At 37.2% G+C, this 20,347-nt stretch carries 12 protein-coding genes and 1 tRNA gene; 2 read left to right on the forward strand and 11 right to left on the reverse strand.

Annotated features, from left to right (window positions below; genetic code table 11):
- Positions 1-14 precede the first annotated feature (14 nt).
- From pbpC to AABJ44_RS06205, 3 genes are all read right to left on the reverse strand, one after another.
- On the reverse strand, positions 15-2,342 hold the full coding sequence (gene pbpC / locus AABJ44_RS06195) for a penicillin-binding protein 1C (protein WP_338371032.1): 2,328 nt from the start codon (positions 2,340-2,342) through the stop codon (positions 15-17).
- Positions 2,342-7,837, reverse strand: coding sequence for an alpha-2-macroglobulin family protein (locus tag AABJ44_RS06200; protein ID WP_338371033.1), 5,496 nt, complete (start codon positions 7,835-7,837; stop codon positions 2,342-2,344). The genes pbpC and AABJ44_RS06200 overlap by 1 nt, the downstream gene beginning before the upstream one ends.
- Positions 7,838-8,153: 316 nt before the next feature.
- Positions 8,154-8,227 (reverse strand) — tRNA-Val (locus tag AABJ44_RS06205).
- Positions 8,228-8,395: 168 nt separating this feature from the next.
- On the opposite strand from AABJ44_RS06205, the gene AABJ44_RS06210 reads away from it, so the two are divergent.
- Together AABJ44_RS06210 and AABJ44_RS06215 are read left to right on the forward strand one after the other, a co-directional pair.
- Positions 8,396-9,091: a hypothetical protein gene (locus tag AABJ44_RS06210; protein WP_338371035.1), complete on the forward strand. Its 696-nt coding sequence runs from the start codon at positions 8,396-8,398 to the stop codon at positions 9,089-9,091.
- On the forward strand, positions 9,060-10,007 hold the full coding sequence (locus AABJ44_RS06215; RefSeq protein WP_338371036.1) for a hypothetical protein: 948 nt from the start codon (positions 9,060-9,062) through the stop codon (positions 10,005-10,007). The genes AABJ44_RS06210 and AABJ44_RS06215 overlap by 32 nt, the downstream gene beginning before the upstream one ends.
- Here AABJ44_RS06215 and AABJ44_RS06220 read toward each other — a convergent pair.
- The 8 genes from AABJ44_RS06220 to AABJ44_RS06255 all read right to left on the reverse strand — a co-directional run bounded on the left by AABJ44_RS06220 (position 10,004) and on the right by AABJ44_RS06255 (position 20,346).
- The gene (locus tag AABJ44_RS06220) at positions 10,004-11,089 is read right to left on the reverse strand and encodes an AI-2E family transporter (protein ID WP_338371038.1); all 1,086 of its coding nucleotides are present in this window, start codon (positions 11,087-11,089) and stop codon (positions 10,004-10,006) included. The genes AABJ44_RS06215 and AABJ44_RS06220 overlap by 4 nt on opposite strands.
- Positions 11,090-11,109: 20 nt before the next feature.
- Positions 11,110-12,387 carry a serine--tRNA ligase gene (gene serS, locus AABJ44_RS06225; RefSeq protein WP_338371040.1) on the reverse strand — a complete coding sequence of 426 codons (1,278 nt, stop codon included), beginning with the start codon at positions 12,385-12,387 and terminating at the stop codon, positions 11,110-11,112.
- 19 nt (positions 12,388-12,406) lie between these two features.
- A complete protein-coding gene (locus AABJ44_RS06230) occupies positions 12,407-13,126 on the reverse strand; it encodes an SIMPL domain-containing protein (RefSeq protein ID WP_338371042.1) in 720 nt (239 codons plus the stop codon).
- Positions 13,127-13,131: 5 nt separating this feature from the next.
- A complete protein-coding gene (locus AABJ44_RS06235; protein WP_338371044.1) occupies positions 13,132-14,517 on the reverse strand; it encodes an outer membrane protein assembly factor BamD in 1,386 nt (461 codons plus the stop codon).
- The gene (locus AABJ44_RS06240) at positions 14,514-14,909 is read right to left on the reverse strand and encodes a hypothetical protein (protein WP_338371045.1); all 396 of its coding nucleotides are present in this window, start codon (positions 14,907-14,909) and stop codon (positions 14,514-14,516) included. The genes AABJ44_RS06235 and AABJ44_RS06240 overlap by 4 nt, the downstream gene beginning before the upstream one ends.
- Positions 14,910-14,916: 7 nt before the next feature.
- Entirely contained in the window at positions 14,917-17,802 is a 2,886-nt protein-coding gene (locus AABJ44_RS06245; protein WP_338371046.1) for a chromosome segregation SMC family protein, read from the reverse strand.
- 325 nt (positions 17,803-18,127) lie between these two features.
- A complete protein-coding gene (locus AABJ44_RS06250; protein WP_338371047.1) occupies positions 18,128-19,237 on the reverse strand; it encodes a glycosyltransferase family 4 protein in 1,110 nt (369 codons plus the stop codon).
- Positions 19,228-20,346, reverse strand: coding sequence for a DEAD/DEAH box helicase (locus AABJ44_RS06255; RefSeq protein WP_338371049.1), 1,119 nt, complete (start codon positions 20,344-20,346; stop codon positions 19,228-19,230). The genes AABJ44_RS06250 and AABJ44_RS06255 overlap by 10 nt, the downstream gene beginning before the upstream one ends.
- Between the last annotated feature and the right edge of the window lies 1 nt (position 20,347).

Below are 20,347 nucleotides of genomic sequence, written 5' to 3' on the forward strand. Positions count from 1 at the left end.
CTATTAAAATATTGCTAGTTCTCAAGAATTTCAAATTTTCGTTTCAATATATTTCCATTACTATCTGTTACTGTAAGAATATGAGTTCCAGGATCTGGCGAAATTGTCATTTCATGGACTTTTTCTGTGTAACCTAAATAAATACCATCAACATCCCAATAAACAAAAGTATCGGAAGAACGAACTGCAGCCTGCATTACCATAGCTCCCTGGGTGCCATCAATTTCTACAGGTATGATAATTTTTGCATTAGGCTCAGGAAATACAATAGAAAGATTGTCAGCAGAAGTAGAATGGTGCCAGGGCACAAAATCTGGCAGGGAAGTGTAAACTACACTTGTATTTTTATACCAGTATTCCAGATTTGGCGGCAGTACAAATCGTTTTTCGATTGTTGGAAGAGTTCCATTATATATTCCAGCCTTTTCTCCTGTAAGGTCTTCTGTTGTTGCTCTATATTTTTTATCAAAAGTAAATGAAATTTTCTTACAGTATGGGCATAGTTCCGGGGTAACGGCAGCTCTGGATCTAAAAATAGATTTAGTTTCTTTGCAATCAGGAGATGCTGCAAAGCCTGAATGAGAACAAACTGTTTGTTCTGTTAAATCATCATAAGGAATATCTGGCCAGGATGTTTTAGGGAGAAACGAGAAAATATCAAACATTACGGGAGCCGAAGTAGAAACACTTTTTAAATCTGGATTTCCCATTCCATTTGCATTTCCAATCCAAACAGCAACTGTATATTCTCGTGTAATACCAATAGCCCATGCATCTCTATTACCATTTGAAGTTCCTGTCTTCCATGCAATTCTTTTTGAATTTGCATATTTTTGCCAGTTAGCTTCATCTTCTGGTCGTATTCCTGTAGAAAGAACATTTACTGTTATCCATGAACTGCCTGTAGAAATTGGAAAGTCAGATTGTTCCATGCAGGCTTTATTCATTAAGTCAGCATAAGCAAGTGCTGCTTCCCACATTGTTATTTCTCCACCTCCCAGAATAAGAGGCAATCCATAATATTCAGAATCATGATTGAAAGTTGTAAAACCACATTTTCTAAGACAATCAAGAAATCTGTTTATTCCAAATTTTCTCAGCTCACGAATTGCAGGAATATTAAGGGAACGGGTAAGAGCTTCTGAAGCTGGTACAACACCACTGTATTTTTTTATATTATTATCTGGTCTATAATTGCCAATGCGGGTTGGAATATCAATTACCAGCTGATCTGGTAAAAGTTCTCCTGCATCAAGCATAGCTCCATACAGAAATGGTTTTAAAAGGCTTCCGGAACTTCTTTTTGATTGAATCATATCAACTGCATAACTGTCAGGATTACGTAATGCATTTCCAGAATTTCCACAGTAAGCGAGAACTTCTTTTGTTTTAGTATCCAGAATAAGAGCTGCTGCGTTTGAAATTCCTCTTCGGGAAAATTCAGAAGACCAGTGTTCAATTATTCGGAATGTGTTTTTTTGAATATTGTAATCTAGTGTCGTATAAAATTTTGTCTGATTTTTTTTATGAGTTTGTTTCAAACATTCCAGATAATGAGGAGAATTTGAAGGTAATGGGAAAGGTTTTGAAGGAAGTGATTCTGCAAGAGAAAGTTCATAAGTTTTCTTATCAAAATACTTTTTTTGATATAGCTTATTGAGAAGATAATTTCTTTTTTCTAAAAGTATTTCAGAATTTGCACCAGGATAAACCAAAGATGGCTGGTTAGGAAGAACAGCAAGGGTTGCTGTTTCAGCCCATGTAAGTTCTGAAGGGGGGCGGTTAAAATATCTCCAGGATGCCGCTTCAAGTCCAACAACGTTTCCTCCAAATGGAGCATTTGCACAATATAATTTTAGGATATGTTTTTTTGTATATCGTATTTCAAAGAGTACGGCAATGAAAGCTTCTTTTATTTTTTGAGTGTAAGTACGTTTCGGATGATTTTCCAGAAGCCTGATAGTCTGCATTGTTAGGGTAGAACCACCGGATACAATTCTTTTTTTACTAACATTTAATTTAATTGCTCTGGCTATGGATAATATATCAATTCCAGAATGAAAATAAAAACGTTTATCCTCATAGGCAATAATTGCCTTTTTAAATTTTTCTGGAACTTCATCTGGAGCAAATCGCCATTGTTCGTCAGCAGCAACTTGCCCACCTAAGAGGATACCATTTTTATCGTAGAGGGCATAAGAATAATTCTGTGATTTTCCTACAAGACTTGCCGGAATTATAAAAATAAGGCTGGCTGAAAATAAAATCAGAACAGCAAGTAGAATTATATGCTTTCTTTTTTTTATTTTCAGCCAAAGTTTTTGGATATCAGCTTTTTTCATTATTTAAGCATTTTTACCTTAAATCCAGGATAAACAGCCCTTATATTATTATCATACATAGCTTCAGCATAAATTGCAGGTATTGTGAAATCTCCACTATAGGCAGCGGTTGCCTTAAAATAGAGAGTAACTGTACCGTTTTTATTTAAATCAAAGTATGTATATATTACATCATCTCTTATATCCTGATAGGTATAAGTTGATGAACTGTAGGATTCGTTTGAAATGCGTTCATTTGCAAATTCAAGACAAGTTCCAATAGGTACTGTCAATACAAGATTCTTAAGTTCTGTTGAACTTGTATTTGCTATCTGTACTCTTAAACTAACTTCTTCACCTGGTTTAATGTTCTTCAACTTATTAATACCATCTACCTGAAGTGAGATTCCTTTATTCTGAACAAACTCTGTTCCAGCAACAGACATTCCGCTGCAAATTACTGTTCCATAAAGTGTATTGCTGCCGGTGTTCTGGATAGTTACCATTTGGCCAGGGAACTTATATGAAACTGGAAGATTTTCTGAAGTAGAAGCCTGTGTGAATGTATCAGCTCTTTCTGCGATATCGTTCTTAACAATATAACTTCCTCCAGAAGTTTTCTTTGCAGAATAATATGGCAGAAGAGAGAAGAGTGACCATGCAGTTTCCTGTGTATTGAGCCATTTATCAGAAGCAAGTGTTTCTGCAACGCTCTTTGCGAGGTTGTCAGTTTTTGTTGAGAAGTTATCATTTGTAAGTGTGCTTACAAAGAGATACATTGCCTGTTCTCGGATTGATGAATCAAAACTATCTCCCAGAGATCTAAAGATATTTGTAGATGGACTGAATGCATTCAAAATATCTGAAGCAGTATCTTTTCTTCCAGCCAGTGAATAAGCTCCTGCAAGAAGAAGTTTAGCATCTTTAGATAGATCTGTTCTCATATAAAGTCTGTTCATTGCGCCAATGTCAGCTTTTCCTGCAAGTGCAATAACGAACAGTCTGTAAGCCTGAATACTTGAAGATTCAGAACTGTAGCTGTTTGACTGCCAGTCAGAAGCTGTTGTTGTAAGCCAGTTGAGTGCTGGCTCTAATATAGACTCTGGTACTTCATATCCATGATTCTTAGCTTCAATCATAAAATGAGTTGCATAACAGGTTCCCCATGAATGAGGATTACTGTTTCCAGGCCAATATCCCATTGCACCAATTGCTGTCTGATATGTTGGATAACGATCAAATACAGATTTTACATTATCTTTGATTTCGTTAATTTTATCTGGTGAAAGTTTTGCAAAATCTGAAATATAAAGTTGTGGGAATCCTCCTGAAGTAATCTGTTCAATACATCCATGTGGATACTGAATAAGATAATCAAGACGATTGTTAAGATTTATCTGTGGTAATGTAGAAAGTTCAACTTTTAAAGTTGCACCACCGCGTTCTGATGGTGTTTCTGTATTTACAGTTGTTGAACTACCAGCTTTTACAGTGAAACTCTTGCTGTAAACTACAGGTATACCTCTTGATTCAATTTCCATTGGAATTGTTGATTTTGAGGTATTCTTGTCATCTTTTACAACTGTTTCAAACAGAACATGGCCAGCTGCTTTAGTTTCAACAGTAAAGTTTACAACAATATTTCCATTTGCAGGAATATTAACTTTTTCTGTCTTAGCAAAGTTCATAATGCCTCGAGCAGAGAATGTAACTGTAATATTTTTATCAAAGTCTTCACCATTAAATATTGTTACAGGGACCTGAATAGTTTCATTTGTACCCATTGTTCTTGGCAATGCTGGTTGAGCCATAAGAGAAGATTTTACAGGAACTGATTTTTCTGCAGTTCCATAAGCACCGTTATTACCTGCAACAACAACTGCACGTACAGCACCAACATAGTAAGGCATTTCAAACTCAGTTGTTTTTGTTTCATTTGCTTTAACTGTAAATGGTCCAAAATATCTTACTACTGGAGCAAAACGGTTCTCATTATTCTTTGCATTATTAAGAATATCTTCCGAACCACCAATTGCAAGCAGTGTTTCAAGTTTTCCACTATATGCATTTATTACATAACGGTAGATATCCCAGTTTACAATTTCAGAAGCTTCTTTTTTATAGAATTCACTTCTAATTGCCGGTGCATGGTAATTTGTAAGACCAAGTAAGCCTTCATCAACAACTGCAAGTGTATAAGTCATTGGTCGTCCATTCTGTTCTGAAACAGTAAAGGATGCTTTCTTATTTGGTTCAAATGTATCTTGAGATTTAATTACCGGTGAAAGTTTTGTTAATGGATCATCTACCATTATAGGAATGATACCATACAATCTTACCGGAAGACTGTTTGCAGTCTGCATATGTGGCTGAATAAGAGAAAGGTGAACATAAGCATTAGGTGCCATGTCACTTGTAATAGGGAGTTTATAGATATTTGAGCCTTTTACAGTATCTATTCTCTGTGTTTTTATAATGTGGCCACCTTTTTCAATTGAAATATAAGCGCTTGCCTGTGCATTTGAAGTAAATGTAATTTCAGCATTTTCACCAGGTGTGTATGATGTTTTGCTTGCTGCAAGAGGAAGCATTGCGGCACTTCCTGTTCCACTTTCCTGGGCACGTCCTGCCCAGCCTGGCCAGTCAATGTAAACAATTTTTGCTGCACAATGGCCATAGTTTCCATCCCGAACTTCAAGAAGGTAACGACCCCATTCTGGATATTTTACATTGAACTTAAATGAGCCTTTTCCATTTTTTGTATATAATTGTCCTGATGCAATTTTACTGTAGTAACGTGATGAAACATGAGTTGCGCTTGTATATGCATCTTTTTCCCACCACCATTTCCAGTCAATTTTATAAAGTGTATAAGTGAGATTACTATCGTTTGCAGGTTTTCCTTCTGGTGTTAAAAGAACAACATCAACTGTATGATCTGTATCTGTAAGAAGCATGTTTCGAGTAGCATCACCCTTTGGTAATTTTATACCTACATATCGGTCATAAGGTGAGTATTCCATTGATGTTGATTGTGTAGAGAAGTTGCCGGAAGGTTCGTAAATTCTTGAAACAAAATTTGCACGTAATTTACCAGGCAGATTATTTCCAGCATTGAGCTGTGTATTAAATGATGCTTCTGAATCTGAGTTTAGTTTTCCAGACCAGATTTCCTTGCGGTTGAAATCAAAATCAGTTTCATAGTTAGTAAATACAAATTCAGAATATCCATCGAAATTTGTTTCTGCTTTTGAGAATGCCACTGATACATCAGCTTCGTAATTTGGAATTGAAGCTCCGTGCAGCCATGCACCTTTTAATGTGAATGAGTTATTATTCTTAGTCAAAACTTTCTGTGTAGTTTCAAGAGAAACTGCAAGTCTGTTTGGAACAATAGATTCAATGTTAAGATATTTTGACCATGTGTTTCCACCTATAGATACACGGCCTGTCCATAAACCTGTCGGTGCATCAGATGCAGTTTTAGTTGTAATAGGGTAGAAGTAATTTTCAGATTCTGTTAATAACTGAGTATCAGTTACACGTCCCATTGGATCAAGAAGTTCAAAGGTTACAGGTATATCTTTTGGTAAAGTTTTTGTAAGATCCTGTAGAACAAAAGTAAGGAAAAGACTGTCACCAGGTCTCCAGATTCCACGTTCTCCGTAGATAATTCCTTTAAGTCCTGTACCAGATTTTTCACCACCAATTTCAAAATGGCTTGTGCTTAAATTTGTTCCGGCAGAAATCTTTAAATAAGAAGTTTGTCTATTCTGTTTAGCAGTAATTACAAATGCATTTTTAATATTTCGAAGAATAAGATTACCATTACTGTCGGTTTTTCCTGCGCTGACAGTACTTCCAACATAATTATTTACTATAATATCTACATTTGGAAGTGGTTTTGCTGTTTTAATATCTGCTACAGTAATATAAAGTGTATTTGATGAATCTTTTTTAGCCATAATACCTAAATCAGAAACAAGAACGTTTCTTGAAATGGTATTTGCTGAATTATAGCTTGGAATATAAAAGGCTGGATGGTACGGATTGTTTTTATTTCTCCAGTAAGTACTTGTGTCTAATTTATTTTCCCAATAATCCCAGCTACTTTTTTCATTAGGAATAGAGTATTCTTCAATTGTATCTGGAGGCATTGGTAAGTCTGCATAGTCATCCATACCAGCTTGTCTATATTTAATTTGATCTCTTCTGAAAGAAACTCTTATGTGATACATTCCCTGTGGATATTTTTTTACAAGTTCAGAAAGTTCAAGTCCACGGGAAATATATTTATTCTGCATGGAATCATTCCAGTTGAAGTTGATTTTCTTTTCCCATACAGGTTCTCCAACTCTGAAAATTCTACTTGTACCATCAAGTTCATTGTCCTGAAGAAACTGATTAATGTTTCTTTCGTAAATTTGATAAACCTGAACAAGTACACCAGTAAGGTTTCTTGTTTCGATAGGTAATACTGAACCTTGTGTAGTTGGAAGAATTACATTTTGATTCATAAATCGAACTGATGGAAGTTCCCAATTTTCTGACAAAGAAATTTGAGATGCCTGTGCAAGATAAATTCCTTCAGAACTTTTTATTCCAGGTTCGAATGCTACAGTTTGAATATCTGACCAATTTGAGTCACTGAATAATGATAAGGTATTTCCATGAATTGAAGTTGAAAAATCTGTTTTCTTTTTTCCGTTTAAATCCAAAGTTCGTATAAAAGAAGCAATGTCCTGAGTTGAATCAAGTGCTTTTGAAAAACTAACAAGAATTACATTCTTTTTAGAATTATTGATATCAATAATAGAAAAGGCTGTTTTTGCAGGGAGTGAAATAATCTTCTTTCCTGAAGAAAGTTTTTCCTTTGTATTTGACATACCAAGGGCTTTTCCAGACCACTTTAATTCAAGGTCTTGAGCCTTATCTGATGTATTATCAATGTTAATTGCAAAATTCCATTTTTCAGGTGTATCGGTCTTTTTCCAATTTATTTCCTGATTTTGAAATTTCATCTTTGCATTAAGAATGGTTTTAATTTCTTTTTCAGAAACAGGAATATCTGTTGAAACATTTCCTGAAACTGTATAAGAAGAACCAGTTTCATTTAGTCTGACTTCATCAAAAGTTACTTCATATGATGGTTCTTCAACATAGAAATTTCTTTCATAAATTGAAGAGCCATCCTGGAAAAGCTTAGCAAGATCAGCTTTAAGTGTAAGTTTTGAATTACCTTTGTAAGGTTCATCTGGTATAAAAGTTGCTTTATTATCTGTATATTCCCAAACACCTTTTATTTTCGGAAAGAGCTCTACAGCATCTCCAATTGGACATTTAGGAGTTTCCATAAAACTTATAGAAACAGGAGTAAGCCGTCCAATTGTAAATGGCGAGATAAATTCAATATGTGAACTATCTGTAACGCTCTGGCTGTTATAGTTCGAATTGCGTGTGCAACCAATAAAAAGAAATGAAACAAACGTAATTAAATAGAATACCTTACTTTTCATATTAAAAATTATAATATGAAAATAAAATAAGTTCTATTAATATTTTATTTAAAATTTAATTACGTTAAATAAAAAAAAAGACTTGGTAAAACCAAGTCTCATAAAGTGGGCAGTGAGAGGATCGAACTCCCGACACCCTATAATCGGAAATCCGTTAAAAACAATTGCGAAAGCAATTGTTTAGGATTCTCCGATAAACGGGTAGGAGCGAACGGTAGTGAGCGACATCTGACAGAATGTCGGGAGAAATGAGATCCGGGAAAAATCAAAGAGCGTTAAACAAAAAAAAGACTTGGTAAAACCAAGTCTTATAAAGTGGGCAGTGAGAGGATCGAACTCCCGACATTCTGGGTGTAAACCAGACGCTCGTACCAGCTGAGCTAACTGCCCGAAACAACTGTTAGTTGATAATCAATTTATATCATTTATACGCATAAGTGTCAATATCGTTCACTAAAATAAATATAAAAAAACGGTAAATTTAGCCTTCTGTTAATGACGATGATTATAAAGTATGCTAATATGATTAGCATCGAATTTATTATTCGGGAGTTTTTGTTGAAAAAAGTATTTAATTCTGTAATCCTTATATTCTCATTTTTAATTCCTTTATTATACATATCATGCAGTAATACACAGGAATCAAAACTCGTATATACAGAAAATAATACAATTAAACAGAATGTAAAAGAAAAGGAACAGGACATTACCTGGACCATGGAACTTGAAGGCGAAAGACTAACAAAAAAAATCAACCGTGGTTCAATGCAGTTAGGTTCGGATGTTCCTTATACAAAAGACTTATATAAAATCTCAAAAACATATCAGCGACCTGTTTATCCTTCAATTGAGGATTTTGGAAGTCTTGATACAAGAGATTTACGTGTTTCAGTAAAAGAGAAGGTAAATACTTTTTGTACGGCTTTTGCATCTGAAGGGCATATTGGAGCTGATTCTTATTTCAGTAAAAAGTATATCTTTAATTATGTATTTTTCCTAAAAGACTTTGAAGAAGGCTGGATAAAATATTTCGGAAAATTAAAAACAAACAAATCTTCACCTTTTAAAAGATGGCTTTTCGGTGAACCTTTTAATGGTCCGGATTTTATTCAGATTCCTGTGCGTTTTTACGCAGACTGTGGTACAATAGATATGACAATGTTTCTTAATTCTTCTGGAAACAATGAATTCTACCAGATTACTATAGACAGGTGGCAAAAGTATGATGGAACACGACAAACTGACAGGAATTGAACGGGAACTGGTTCTTCAGTATCTCATTGATGGAAATGTTCCTGTAACCCTTACTCCAATTGAAGATAATATTTCATCTGATAAAGAAGACTTTGAAGGTGAAATCCGCTCCCTGACTTCTCAAATTTTTCCAGTAGCAATAAAAAGTGAGAATATGAAAGTAAAGAAGGATGGAATGATTCTTCTTGAAAATCCTGCCCAGGCTATAAAAAACTTTGCAAATAAAAAGGTAAAGGTTGAGTTCTATTTCAATAGAGTCGGCTTATATTTTATTTCCCCCGTAACAGTTACTAAAAAGGGCCTCACTCTTGCTATCCCTGATCAGATTGAACGCATTGCAGATATTGAAGAAGATTCAGATTATGATTTTTCTTCTGTGATTTATTTTGATTGCAAATCCCGCCGTGATTTAAATCTTAAGTGCATTCCAACAGAAGGTATTGAGCTCTTTGTTAGACCTGTATGGAAAATAATAGCATTGGAATATCAGAAAAAAGCAAAAGAGCTGTTAGAGCAATTTGTAGAACAGGCAAAACAGGAAAAAAATGCAGGAAATGGTATTCAGCTTATTCCAGTTTGTAAATATCTTTCAGAACCTCATAAAACCGGTCTGGAAGCAATGGAAAACAGAATAAAACCTTTTTCAATTCTATTTGTTGATCATGAGAGACTTGTTGTAGGAATGGAAACTTCTTCCTGTACTTTCTTTGAAAATGAAGAGTATGGAATTAAACTTTCTTTCTCAATAAAACGAGGTCCTATTCTTACAAGAGATATCTTTGTAACTAGCCTGGTAAATAAAATCTACCGCAGTGCAGACGGACTTTATTCCAGTGTTGATTTCCGTTATACAACACTTCAGGAAGAAGATTTACGCTTCCTCTATGAAAAGGCCACAAGTACTCTGTTTAATTAGTCTGCTGTTTTATTTGAGTTAGACTGCCGCGGATCATTTCCAAGGAAGATTGCAGCACCTTTCATATAATCAAGATTCTCACAGATAATCTTAATAATAACTGTAAGCGGTACTGCAAGAAGCATTCCTGTAAATCCCCAGATATATCCCCAAACAGAAAGACTTATCAGAATAGCCACAGGAGAAATACCAAGATTTTTACCTTCAATACGAGGCTCGAGAATATTTCCGAGAATCATATTTATGGCTGTCAGGAAAATCAGAATAAAAAGTGTTTTTCCCCAGTTTGGATAAAACTGAATCAAAGAGAAAAGGGTAGTTAAACCTACAGAAATGATTGAACCGAAAATCGGAATAAAGTTCATGATAAAGGCAAGGAATCCCCATACAATTGGGAAATCTAGTCCGAGAAGCCAGGTTGTAAGAAAACTGAGTACACCAGTTGAAAGTGAAATAAAGAACTTGATGGAAACGTATCTTACTGTCTGATTAACAATCTGATGAGAAATTCTTGAAACTTTCTCGCGGTTATCCTTAAATGCATAATAAATCTTACGCTTTGTAAGGCGCATTTCAATGAGAATAAACGCAGACATAATAGAAATTAAAAACAGTGTTTTGCTGAATGAAATTACACCTGAAGAAAGAGCTACAGCGGTTTTCTGTGCATATTCACGAACCTTTAATGAAGTCCAGAGATTCTGGATAAGGCTCTTTGAATTGTCTATTTCAAAATCAAGATTCTGAGCAATCAGCTGGAAAATAGACATGAATCGGCTTTCATATTTAGGATATTCAGCAACAATTCCGGAAAGGCTTCCAACTAAGATAGATGTGATTCCAAGTAAAGCAACGAAGAAAAGTATTACGATTGTTAAAGAAGAAACAACCCATGGGATTCCGGTTTTTAGGTTGACTTTCTTTATGATTGGAAGAAGAACCAATGAAAGTATAAAAGAAAGTACAACCGGAATTATAACGGAGGATATGGTTTTCAAAAGAAAACCAGCCAGCACAACTGAAAGAAATAGAATCAGATAGAAGATCATTTTTGTGTAGCCAGGATTATTCTGATCGTCCATTGTATCCTCCGTATATTTTTTTATTTCTTTGGTAAAATCTTATCAAATCCACAGTAAGGAACAAGTACTGGTGGAATTGTAACAGAACCGTCTGCATTCTGATAGTTTTCAAGAATTGCGAGCATTGCGCGTCCTACGGCAATTGCAGTTCCGTTCAATGTGTGAACATACTTGTTCTTTCCATCGTCGTCCTTGTATTTGATGTTGAGGCGGCGAGCCTGGTAGTCTGTACAGTTGGAAGTAGAAGTTACTTCACCGTATTCACCACCGTTACGGCCAGGCATCCATGCTTCCAGGTCCCACTTGCGGTAAGCTGGAGCACCGAGGTCTCCGGTACAAGTATCTACAACATGGAATGGAAGTCCGAGACCTTCGAAGATTTCCTCTTCAATCTGGCGGAGCTTTTCGTGAATCTCCTCAGACTGTTCCGGAGTAGCGTAGGCAAACATTTCTACCTTATCAAACTGGTGAACGCGGTAGAGTCCCTTAGAGAACTGACCTGCAGCACCTGCTTCGCGGCGGAAACAGTGTGAAAGACCGCCGTAGAAACGAGGAAGGCTTGCCTTGTCAAGAATCTCATCCTGGTGATATCCACCAAGTGTGATTTCTGCAGTTGCAACCAGACAGGTTCCTTCTTCTTCGATTGAGTAAACGTTAGATTCGTTTCCGCGTGGGTTGAATCCGATTCCCTTAAGAACTTCTTCCTTAGCAACATCAGGTGTAATGAACATCTGGAAGTTGTGCTTGCGGAGAGTGTTGAGGGCGTACATAATAAGAGCCTGCTCAAGGAATACAGCTTCATTCTTAAGATAGTAGAACTTTGGACCTGATACTTTTGTTCCGCGGTCAAAGTCGATGATATCGAGTGATTCACCAAGCTGAACATGATCTTTTGGTTCAAAGTCAAACTTGCGTGGAGTTCCAACTTTCTTTACTTCAAGGTTTTCTGTATCGAGCTTTCCAACCGGTGCATCAGGGTGTACCATATTTGGAATCTGGCGGGCAGCTTCTTCAAGGGCTGCTTCAGTTTCTTTTGTTTCTGCTTCTACAGAAGTGATTTCGTCTTTAATTGCCTTTCCTGCAGCAATAAGTTCATTGCGCTTTTCAGGATCTAGTTTCTGCTTCATAGCCTGAGCGTTTTCGTTACGCTTCTGCTGAAGGCCCTGGAGTTTTGTTACAAGGGCAGTGCGCTTGTCAAAAAGTTCTACAACCTTGTCTGCATCAGCTGTCATATTGCGGTTTACGATATTCTGTTTTACCGCATCAAGATTATCTTTAATAAATTTGTAGTCCAACATATATTTAGTCCTCTTTTATTTAGTTAGCAAGTTCGTATTTTACAGTTACATTAGATGTAATTGTGATGTTTCCTTCAACGATTGGTGTAGGAACTCCAGAATCACTGTCCATAGAAACTGCCTTAAACATCATTTCGTTTCCTCTTCCAGCGCTTGTGTAATCCTCGCGGATTTCAAGAACTCCGTTTACCTTACAACCGCTTGCACCTGCGAGAAGGGAAGCTGCATCCTGTGCATTCTTAATTGCAAGAGTACGTGCTTCGCGAAGTGCAGTTGCCTTGTCAGATACAAGATACTCAAAAGAAGTAATTCCGTTTGCACCTGTATTGTTTTTTACGGCTGCATCAATTACCTTTCCTGTAAGGTCAATGTTTCTGATAACTACAGCGATAGTGTTTCTAACTGTGTATTCACCGGCATAGTTATGAGAATTATCCTGAGTAATTGAATAATCGAATGTGGAAATATCTGATTCAGGAATACCAGCTTCTTTGATTGCAGCAATAGTATTCGCTGTATTTATTGCATTTCTTTCTGCTACCTGTGGACAGTTCCAGCCTGTAGTTCTTACAATAAACTTCATAGATACCATATCAGGCTTTACGGAAACGCTGCCTGAACCCGAGACTGTTATTGAGCGGACAGGAGCGTCTTCCTTTGCAGGACGGCCAAGCATACAGGATGAAAATAAGGCAGCGCCCAATCCAATAATAAGAATAGATTTAATCATTTTTTTCATAGAATCTATCTAACCTCCATATAGAATCTTTTTAAATATATAATACGCTTATTTGCACTGTCCCAGTATTTACTTGCAGGATAGTTCTTTGTAAGCGATGTATATGCTTCAATTGAGCCTTTTATATCACGTATATTTGATTTTGCTTCGAGAATCTGTCCTTTAAGATAAAGAGCTTCATCACGGTTATCTGTTGAATACTCAAAGAACTGATTAAGTTTATTGAGTGCGGCTGCATATTCTTTTTCATTATACAGAAGTTGAGCTTCTTTTAAAAGCGTTGTTGAATCTGAAGCCTGAGCTGCTGGAATTGGCTCACTAGTCTGATATTCCTGAGGTGCAGGTTGTTCTTCTTTAACAACAGTTTTCTGTTCTACTGGTTTAGTCTCTTTTGGTTTAGAAGCAGCTACAGGAGTTGGAACAGGTGCTGGAGTTTCAGATGTAGTTTCTTCTTTTTCTGAAGCTTCATCCTCTTCAGCCGGTTTTACTGGAATTTCTTTTTTCTGAACAGGAAGTTTATATTCAGGTGCTTCGATATGAGTTTTATTTGAACCATTTTCTGCAAGAATTACAATTTCAAGATAATCATCAAGATATTTTCCTGTAAGAGGATCGTTTCTATAGAAATGAACGATTTTTGTTCCTGCAGTGCGTGCCTGAAGAGTAAACTTTGTATCCTTTGTTCCAAGCTTGCGTCCAAAGTATGCAATATCTTTTGAGTTATCTGTAAGACCCATGTAAATCCAGCCGGTACCAGGGTAGGTAACATCAAGATATTCAAACTTCTTGAGAGTCACAGAGCGTGATGGAACTATTGTTTTTTGAGTATCGCTGTAATCTTCATCAGAATCAGAGTCTTCATCTGTAATGTCAATTCCACCACCGATGACTGTAATTTCATCATCATCTGAAGAAGAGTCAATAACTACATCCGGAGTTTCAGTACTTGTGTCTTCTGATACCTGACCTTCTGAGTTATTTTCACTTTCTGTGGTTTCTGTTGTATCTGCCGCATCTTCAGCTTCATCTGCTTTATTCTCTTCATCAGAAGAACTTTCTTCTATCTCTGAGATTACAGGTGGTTCTTCTGTTTCAACTTCTTCTGAAGCAGGTTCTGTATCCTCTGCAGAAAGCTCTGTGTCTTCTACCGGTTCAAGAGTAATAATTTCAGGTTCTTCTATAACCTCAAGTTCTGGAAAACTGTCTGAGCTTAAAACTTCATCTGAGGCAGTATTTTCTGAATCATCTGAGGTAGCCTCAGTTTCTTCGGCATCAGCTTTTACTGTATCAGGTGCTTCTGTTTGAGATTCAGTTTCTGGAGCGGTTTTAGATGCACAGGAAGTAAAACATAGCGTAAAAGCACATGCGGATGCTATGAGTATTTTTTTCATGGTGCAGCTCCTGTTATTTCATTTATTAAATTATCATTAGCTTTTGAAAGCGAATCAATTTCTTTTTGTGTCGGAATAGTAAACCATTGTTCAGTTTCTTCCTCCGACCATTTATCTTTTGTTGTTCGGGAAGCAGTATAATCTTTTGGACGTTCCGGTCCATCAGGAATTGCAAGTGGTTCTGTAAGTTCGAGGATAGAGCCTGGAACAACCTCCGGTTCCTTTTTCTTTCCTGCAAGAACTATTATAAGGATAATACATATAAGCAAAAGTGCTGTAAGACCCGCTATAATATATGAAAGCATTTTGTTTTCTTCATAAAACTCACGAATCTTTTCAAAAATTGAGGAAGCCTTTTCTTTTATGTTATCAAGAAGTCCCTGGAAATCCATAGCTTACCTATACACGCTTTGGAGGTCTTGGAGGAAGTACAACGCCTTCTTCATCCGGAACCTCTTCATCCTTAAAGTCATCCTGGTTATGGTCAACAATTGCTCCACGTTTAATATCTTCATCAAGACGGAGTGCAATAATCTTACTTACACCAGACTCTTCCATTGTAATACCAAGCATTGTAGAAGCACCCATTACAGTTTTCTTGTTATGAGTGATTACAATGTACTGGCTGACACTTGCAAAGCTTTCAAGCGCAGTTACAAAAGAAGAAACGTTCTTGTCATCTAGGGCGGCATCAATCTCGTCGAGAAGACAGAATGGACTAGGGCGAACCTGATATGTTGCAAAGAGGAGGGCAACCGCAGTCATTGTCTTTTCTCCACCGGAAAGCAGTGCAATGTTTTCAAGCTTCTTTCCAGGCGGCTGTGCGTAAATATCAATACCTGAAGACAGGATGTTTGCAGGATCTGCAAGTTTAAGTTCAGCACGTCCTCCGTTGAAAAGGCGGCGGAACATATTATGGAAGTTCTTCTTAATCTGATTGTATGTTTCAAGGAACATTTCTGCAGATTTAGATTTGATTTCTTCACTTACACGTACGAGGTTTTCAAGAGACTTCTGAGTATCCTCGTAGTTTGTGCGCTGGCGTTCGTAGCGTTCCTTTACTTCATTGAACTCTTCCGGAGCCATAAGGTTTACGCTTCCAAGTGCAGCAAAATCTTTTTTTGCTTCTGAAAGCTTTTCGCGGAGTTCTGTAGCAGGAGTTGTAATCTTGTACATACGCTCTTCAAATTCCATAAGATCGCGTGAATACTGATCCTGAAAGTTCTGCTTAACGTTTCTGATGTCGTTATCTGCTGAGTTCAAAGAAAGCGACAGTCTTTCAAACTGCTCCTGATATTTATTCTGTTCTTCGCGTTTCTTATCCAGAGTATCACTCTTTCCAGAAACGCTCTTGTTTGCTTTTGCGATTTCTTCGTCGAGCTTGTTCATTTCGTCGGCAAGCTGTTTACCGCGGTATTCAATTTCTGCAAGTTCATCCTGATACTGGTTGATCTGCTCGTTGAGTTCTTCAGCACGCTTTGTTTCTACATAAAGCTCGTCCTGAGTTTCGCGGAGTGTTGTCTGTTCTCCAGTAAGCTGACGGTTAAGTGTGTTTATCTGATTCTGGCTTGCAGTAATCTGTTCCTGCATCTGGATTTCATTAAGCTTGAGTTTCTGAAGTGTATCACGGTATTCATTGATTTTGGTTGTGAGTTCGCTGTTCTTTGAGTGAAGCTCTTTAATCTGATTATTTATATCATCAACCTTATCGCGGTTCTGATTGATTTTATCATCAATTCCGCGCTTTTTAGTCATGATACCTTCTGGAGAAAGGAATTCTGTAATAAAGGCTGGAGAAGCATCCTGATATTTTTTGAGGGAAGCTTCAACTTCTGCCATCTGACGGCCGGCTTCTTCAAATGCTTCAACAGCTTCACTTGCAGTCTTACCAGCTTCTTCTGCATTGAGTTTTCTTGCGGCATAATCAGAGAAAATGTTTTTGCGGCCATCAAGGAAGATTTTAAGCTTTGCAAAATTCTGTTCGAGTTCTTCTTTTGCAATACGCAGTGCACCTTCACTAAAACCTGCATCCTTGAGTTTTGCATCAAGCATTGAAACAATGTCTTCTGTAATAGCGGCAAGTTCTTTCTGCAGGCCGGCGCGTTCTTCTTCAAGCTGACCAATCTGCGTGCGGAGAGAATCAGCCTTGCGGTCATTGTCTGTAATCTGGCTGCTGCTTGTTTCAATGTTTTTCTGGAAAGATTCTATATTAGTCTTAATGTCATTGAGCTGCTTGTTCTTTTCATGAAGAATTGCATTGTTTTCATCAATTTCTTCCTGAACAGTATCAATGCGTTCCTGAATAGCAGAACAGCGTCCTTCAAGACTGTTAAGCTTTTCTTTCATAAGAAGAGCCTGCTGATTTTGCTGTTTAATCAGTTCGAGTTTACCGTTTTTCTCCTGTCCGATTGCAAGAAGTTTTGCCTGTTTATTATAAAGGTCTTCCTGCATGGCCTTAACTTTGTCCATGTTTTCAGAAATTGTATTATTGATTTCTTCAATTTCCTGACGAACCTTATCTCGTTTTTCCTGAACTTTTTTGAGTTCTTCTTCATGACGGGCTTTGTCTGTTACAAAGTTTTTAAGACGGAGAAGGGTAAGGTCAAGTTCATAAAGATAGATGTCTTCTTTAAATTTGCGGTATTTAATTGTTTTTTCAGACTGAACCTTGAGCGTGTCGTACTGACGTTTAATTTCTCCCATTGCAATTTCAATCTGAGTCATGTTCTGACGGGTACGTTCAAGTTCGCGTTCTGCTTCTGCGACCTCTGCCTTTGAACGGCTGATACCTGCAGCCTCTTCAAAAAGATAGCGGCGGTCTTCAGGTTTGCTCGAAAGAATCTGGTCAATCTTTCCCTGCTCCATAACAGAGTAGGCTGCTTTTCCGACACCAGTATCCATAAAAAGACGGCGGATTTCTGTAGGGCCGGCAGGGCGTTTATTGATAAAATATTCCTGATCTCCAGAACGATAGAGACGACGGGTAATAGCAATTTCTTCTTCATCAAGAGGGAGTAATCCCTTGTCGTTTGCAATTGTAAGGGTTACTTCTGCTGTATTGAGTGCAGGACGACGTTCTGTACCGTTAAAAATAACGTCTTCCATTTTTTCTGCACGGAGATTTTTAGAATTGCGTTCTGCAAGTACCCATTTAATTGCATCGACTACGTTACTTTTACCACAGCCGTTTGGGCCGAGTAAGGCAGTAATACCCTCTGCAAAGTCGATATGAGTTTTATCTGCAAATGATTTGAATCCGTGTATATCAAGACTTTTTAAAAACACAATCACTCCTAAGTATAGTCTTAATATTATAGTGAATTTTATAGATATTTGAAAGTAGTTTATTGAAGGAAGTAAATTAACTTCAGGGCTTCTGCATTATAATGAATAAAACGTAAAGATTGGCTCCCTGTCGCGTATTTGCAGATCAAAAACGCGCAATAATGCGCTTGACGTTGTGTGTGGTATAGAAACTATTTTAATGCCGCTCCCGCGGCATCCACACACAAAGTCATTTTGATCCGCAAATCCGCTCCCTCGCGCCAAATTTTCTTTAGTTCTTTATAATAGGGAAGCCCTGAATTTAGATTTCTATTAATAATTTCAATTATTCAATAATACTCTTAATAGTCTTAGAAACAGTATCTTCCCAGTTGAACTCTTTTGCCCACATAATACCATCGGTAATCATGTTTTCACGAAGCTCTGTTTCTTCAACAACCTTCTGCATGTTTGTTGCAACCTGGTCAATATCATCAGAATTAAAATAAAGTGGTGCTGTTCCACCGATTTCTTTAAGAGCACCTTTATCAGAACATAATACGGGAATTCCACAAGCCATTGCTTCGAGAATTGGAAGTCCTACGCCTTCGTTGATTGAAGGGAAAAGACATGCTTCTGCACCTCCGTAAAGACGTGCAAAATTCTCGTGAGGGAAAAAGCCTGTAAGGAAAATATCGCTTGCAAACTGAGAATTAAATGCGGCTTTATGAATTTCTTCTGCATAAGGACCGTCATTTCCTGCAAGAACAAGACGATGTGGTGCACCTGTATTTCTTTTGAAAAGCTCAAAGGCTTTAATCAATTCAATATGTTTCTTTTCAGGACTGGAAAGGGTAGAGCCATAAACAAAGTAAGGTCGTTTAATTGCAAATGGCTTTACATCAACAATTTCATCTTCAAAAATATCTGCCATCGGGAAGAAAATCTTGTGATCAATGCCGTTATGAATAACACTGATTCTGTTTTCTGAAACTCCAAGCTTTACAAGGTCATCTTTTATATATTTTGATGCTGCAATAATCTTTTGAGCCTTTAAAATTCCTTTTTTCAGCTGATGTTTTTCTTTACCGCTTTTATCTGCAATTTCAGAAGACATAATACTGTTGATAACTGCAACACCAATATGATTTTTATATTTTGGTGGAACCATTCTGCATGCAGTTGGATAAATTACTGCATCATAGCCCTGTTTCTTAATAAAACGGTTAGCATGATATTTATACCAGCGGCGAAGAGCTCTTGGTGTATCCAGCAGCTTTATTGCTGAATAAGGGATATCAGTTCCGGATGTATATGTATAACGGTCTTCTTCTGTACCAAACAGTTCAATCTGAATATCAGGATTCTTTGGGAGATTTGAAATAAAGTATAGAATATATGAACCAAAACCAGAGCGTCCATGATCTCCGCCCAAGGTATCAATTGCTATTCGCATGGTTGTACCACCTTTCCGTTTCTAATCTCTTTAGGATAAACTGTAATACCAAGTTTCTTTTCGAGAAGGGCAAAGTGTCTCATTTCCCATTCATCTCCAATTACAATATTGATTCCAGTTTTCCCGGCTCTTGCTGTACGTCCACTTCGGTGAATGAAAAAATCTTCATCTGAAGGGAAGTCCATTTGAATTATATGAGAAATATCAGGGATATCCAATCCTCTGGCGGCCAGGTCACTTGTAATAAGAATCTTTTCTTTTCCGCTGCGGAAACGGTCAATAGCAGCCTTTCGTTTCTGCTTATCAGTTTTTGCATGAAGGGCAGCACAGGCTACTTTTTTATAAGTCAATTTATTGTAAATGTTTTCTACCTGATCAGCACGAGATGTAAAAATCAGTGCCTTTGTAGGATTTTCTGCAGCTAAAAGTTTTCTGAGTGTGTCAATTTTATCTCTGGTTTCTGCGTAGATTGCCCAGTGAGTTATGCGTTTTTTAAGAACATCTTCCGGTGGCATAACGACATTCTTTGCATCAGCAAAAAATATTTTTGTCTGCTTACTGAGGGTTGCAGTACAGGCAATAATCTGAGTTCCGCCTGGAAGAAGGTTTCTGAAAGCTGAAGTGTCTTCAATTGATTCTTTTTTTACGAGGCGGTCTGTTTCATCAAAAACAGCAGCAAAAAGACCGTCAATCTTAAGTTTCTTAAGATGAATAAGTTCAACGAGGCGTGCTGCTGTACCAATAATGATTTCAGGTTTTTCCTTAAGTGTTTCTATCTGGCGTTTTAATGGAGCGCCACCAATCATAAGGGCAGATTTATGTGAGGTAACTGTTTTGCATGCACCGTTTATCTGTGAAGCAAGTTCAAAGGTTGGTGCTACAACAATTATGCGAACCTTCTGATGATCTGTTATTGTTTCAAGTTTATTTATGAGTGGAAGAAGGTATGCAAAGGTTTTTCCTGTTCCTGTTTCTGATTCAAAAAGAACATTTTCCCCGCCGAGAATGCGGGGAATTACTTCTGCCTGAACAGGAGTAGGTGTGGAAATAGACAGAGCAGAAAGGCTCTGTCTTAAATTATCTGATAGCTGTGCAAATACATCTGCCATA

The organism is Treponema bryantii, from assembly GCF_036492245.1.
GTDB classification, from domain to species: Bacteria; Spirochaetota; Spirochaetia; order Treponematales; family Treponemataceae; genus Treponema_D; species Treponema_D bryantii_C.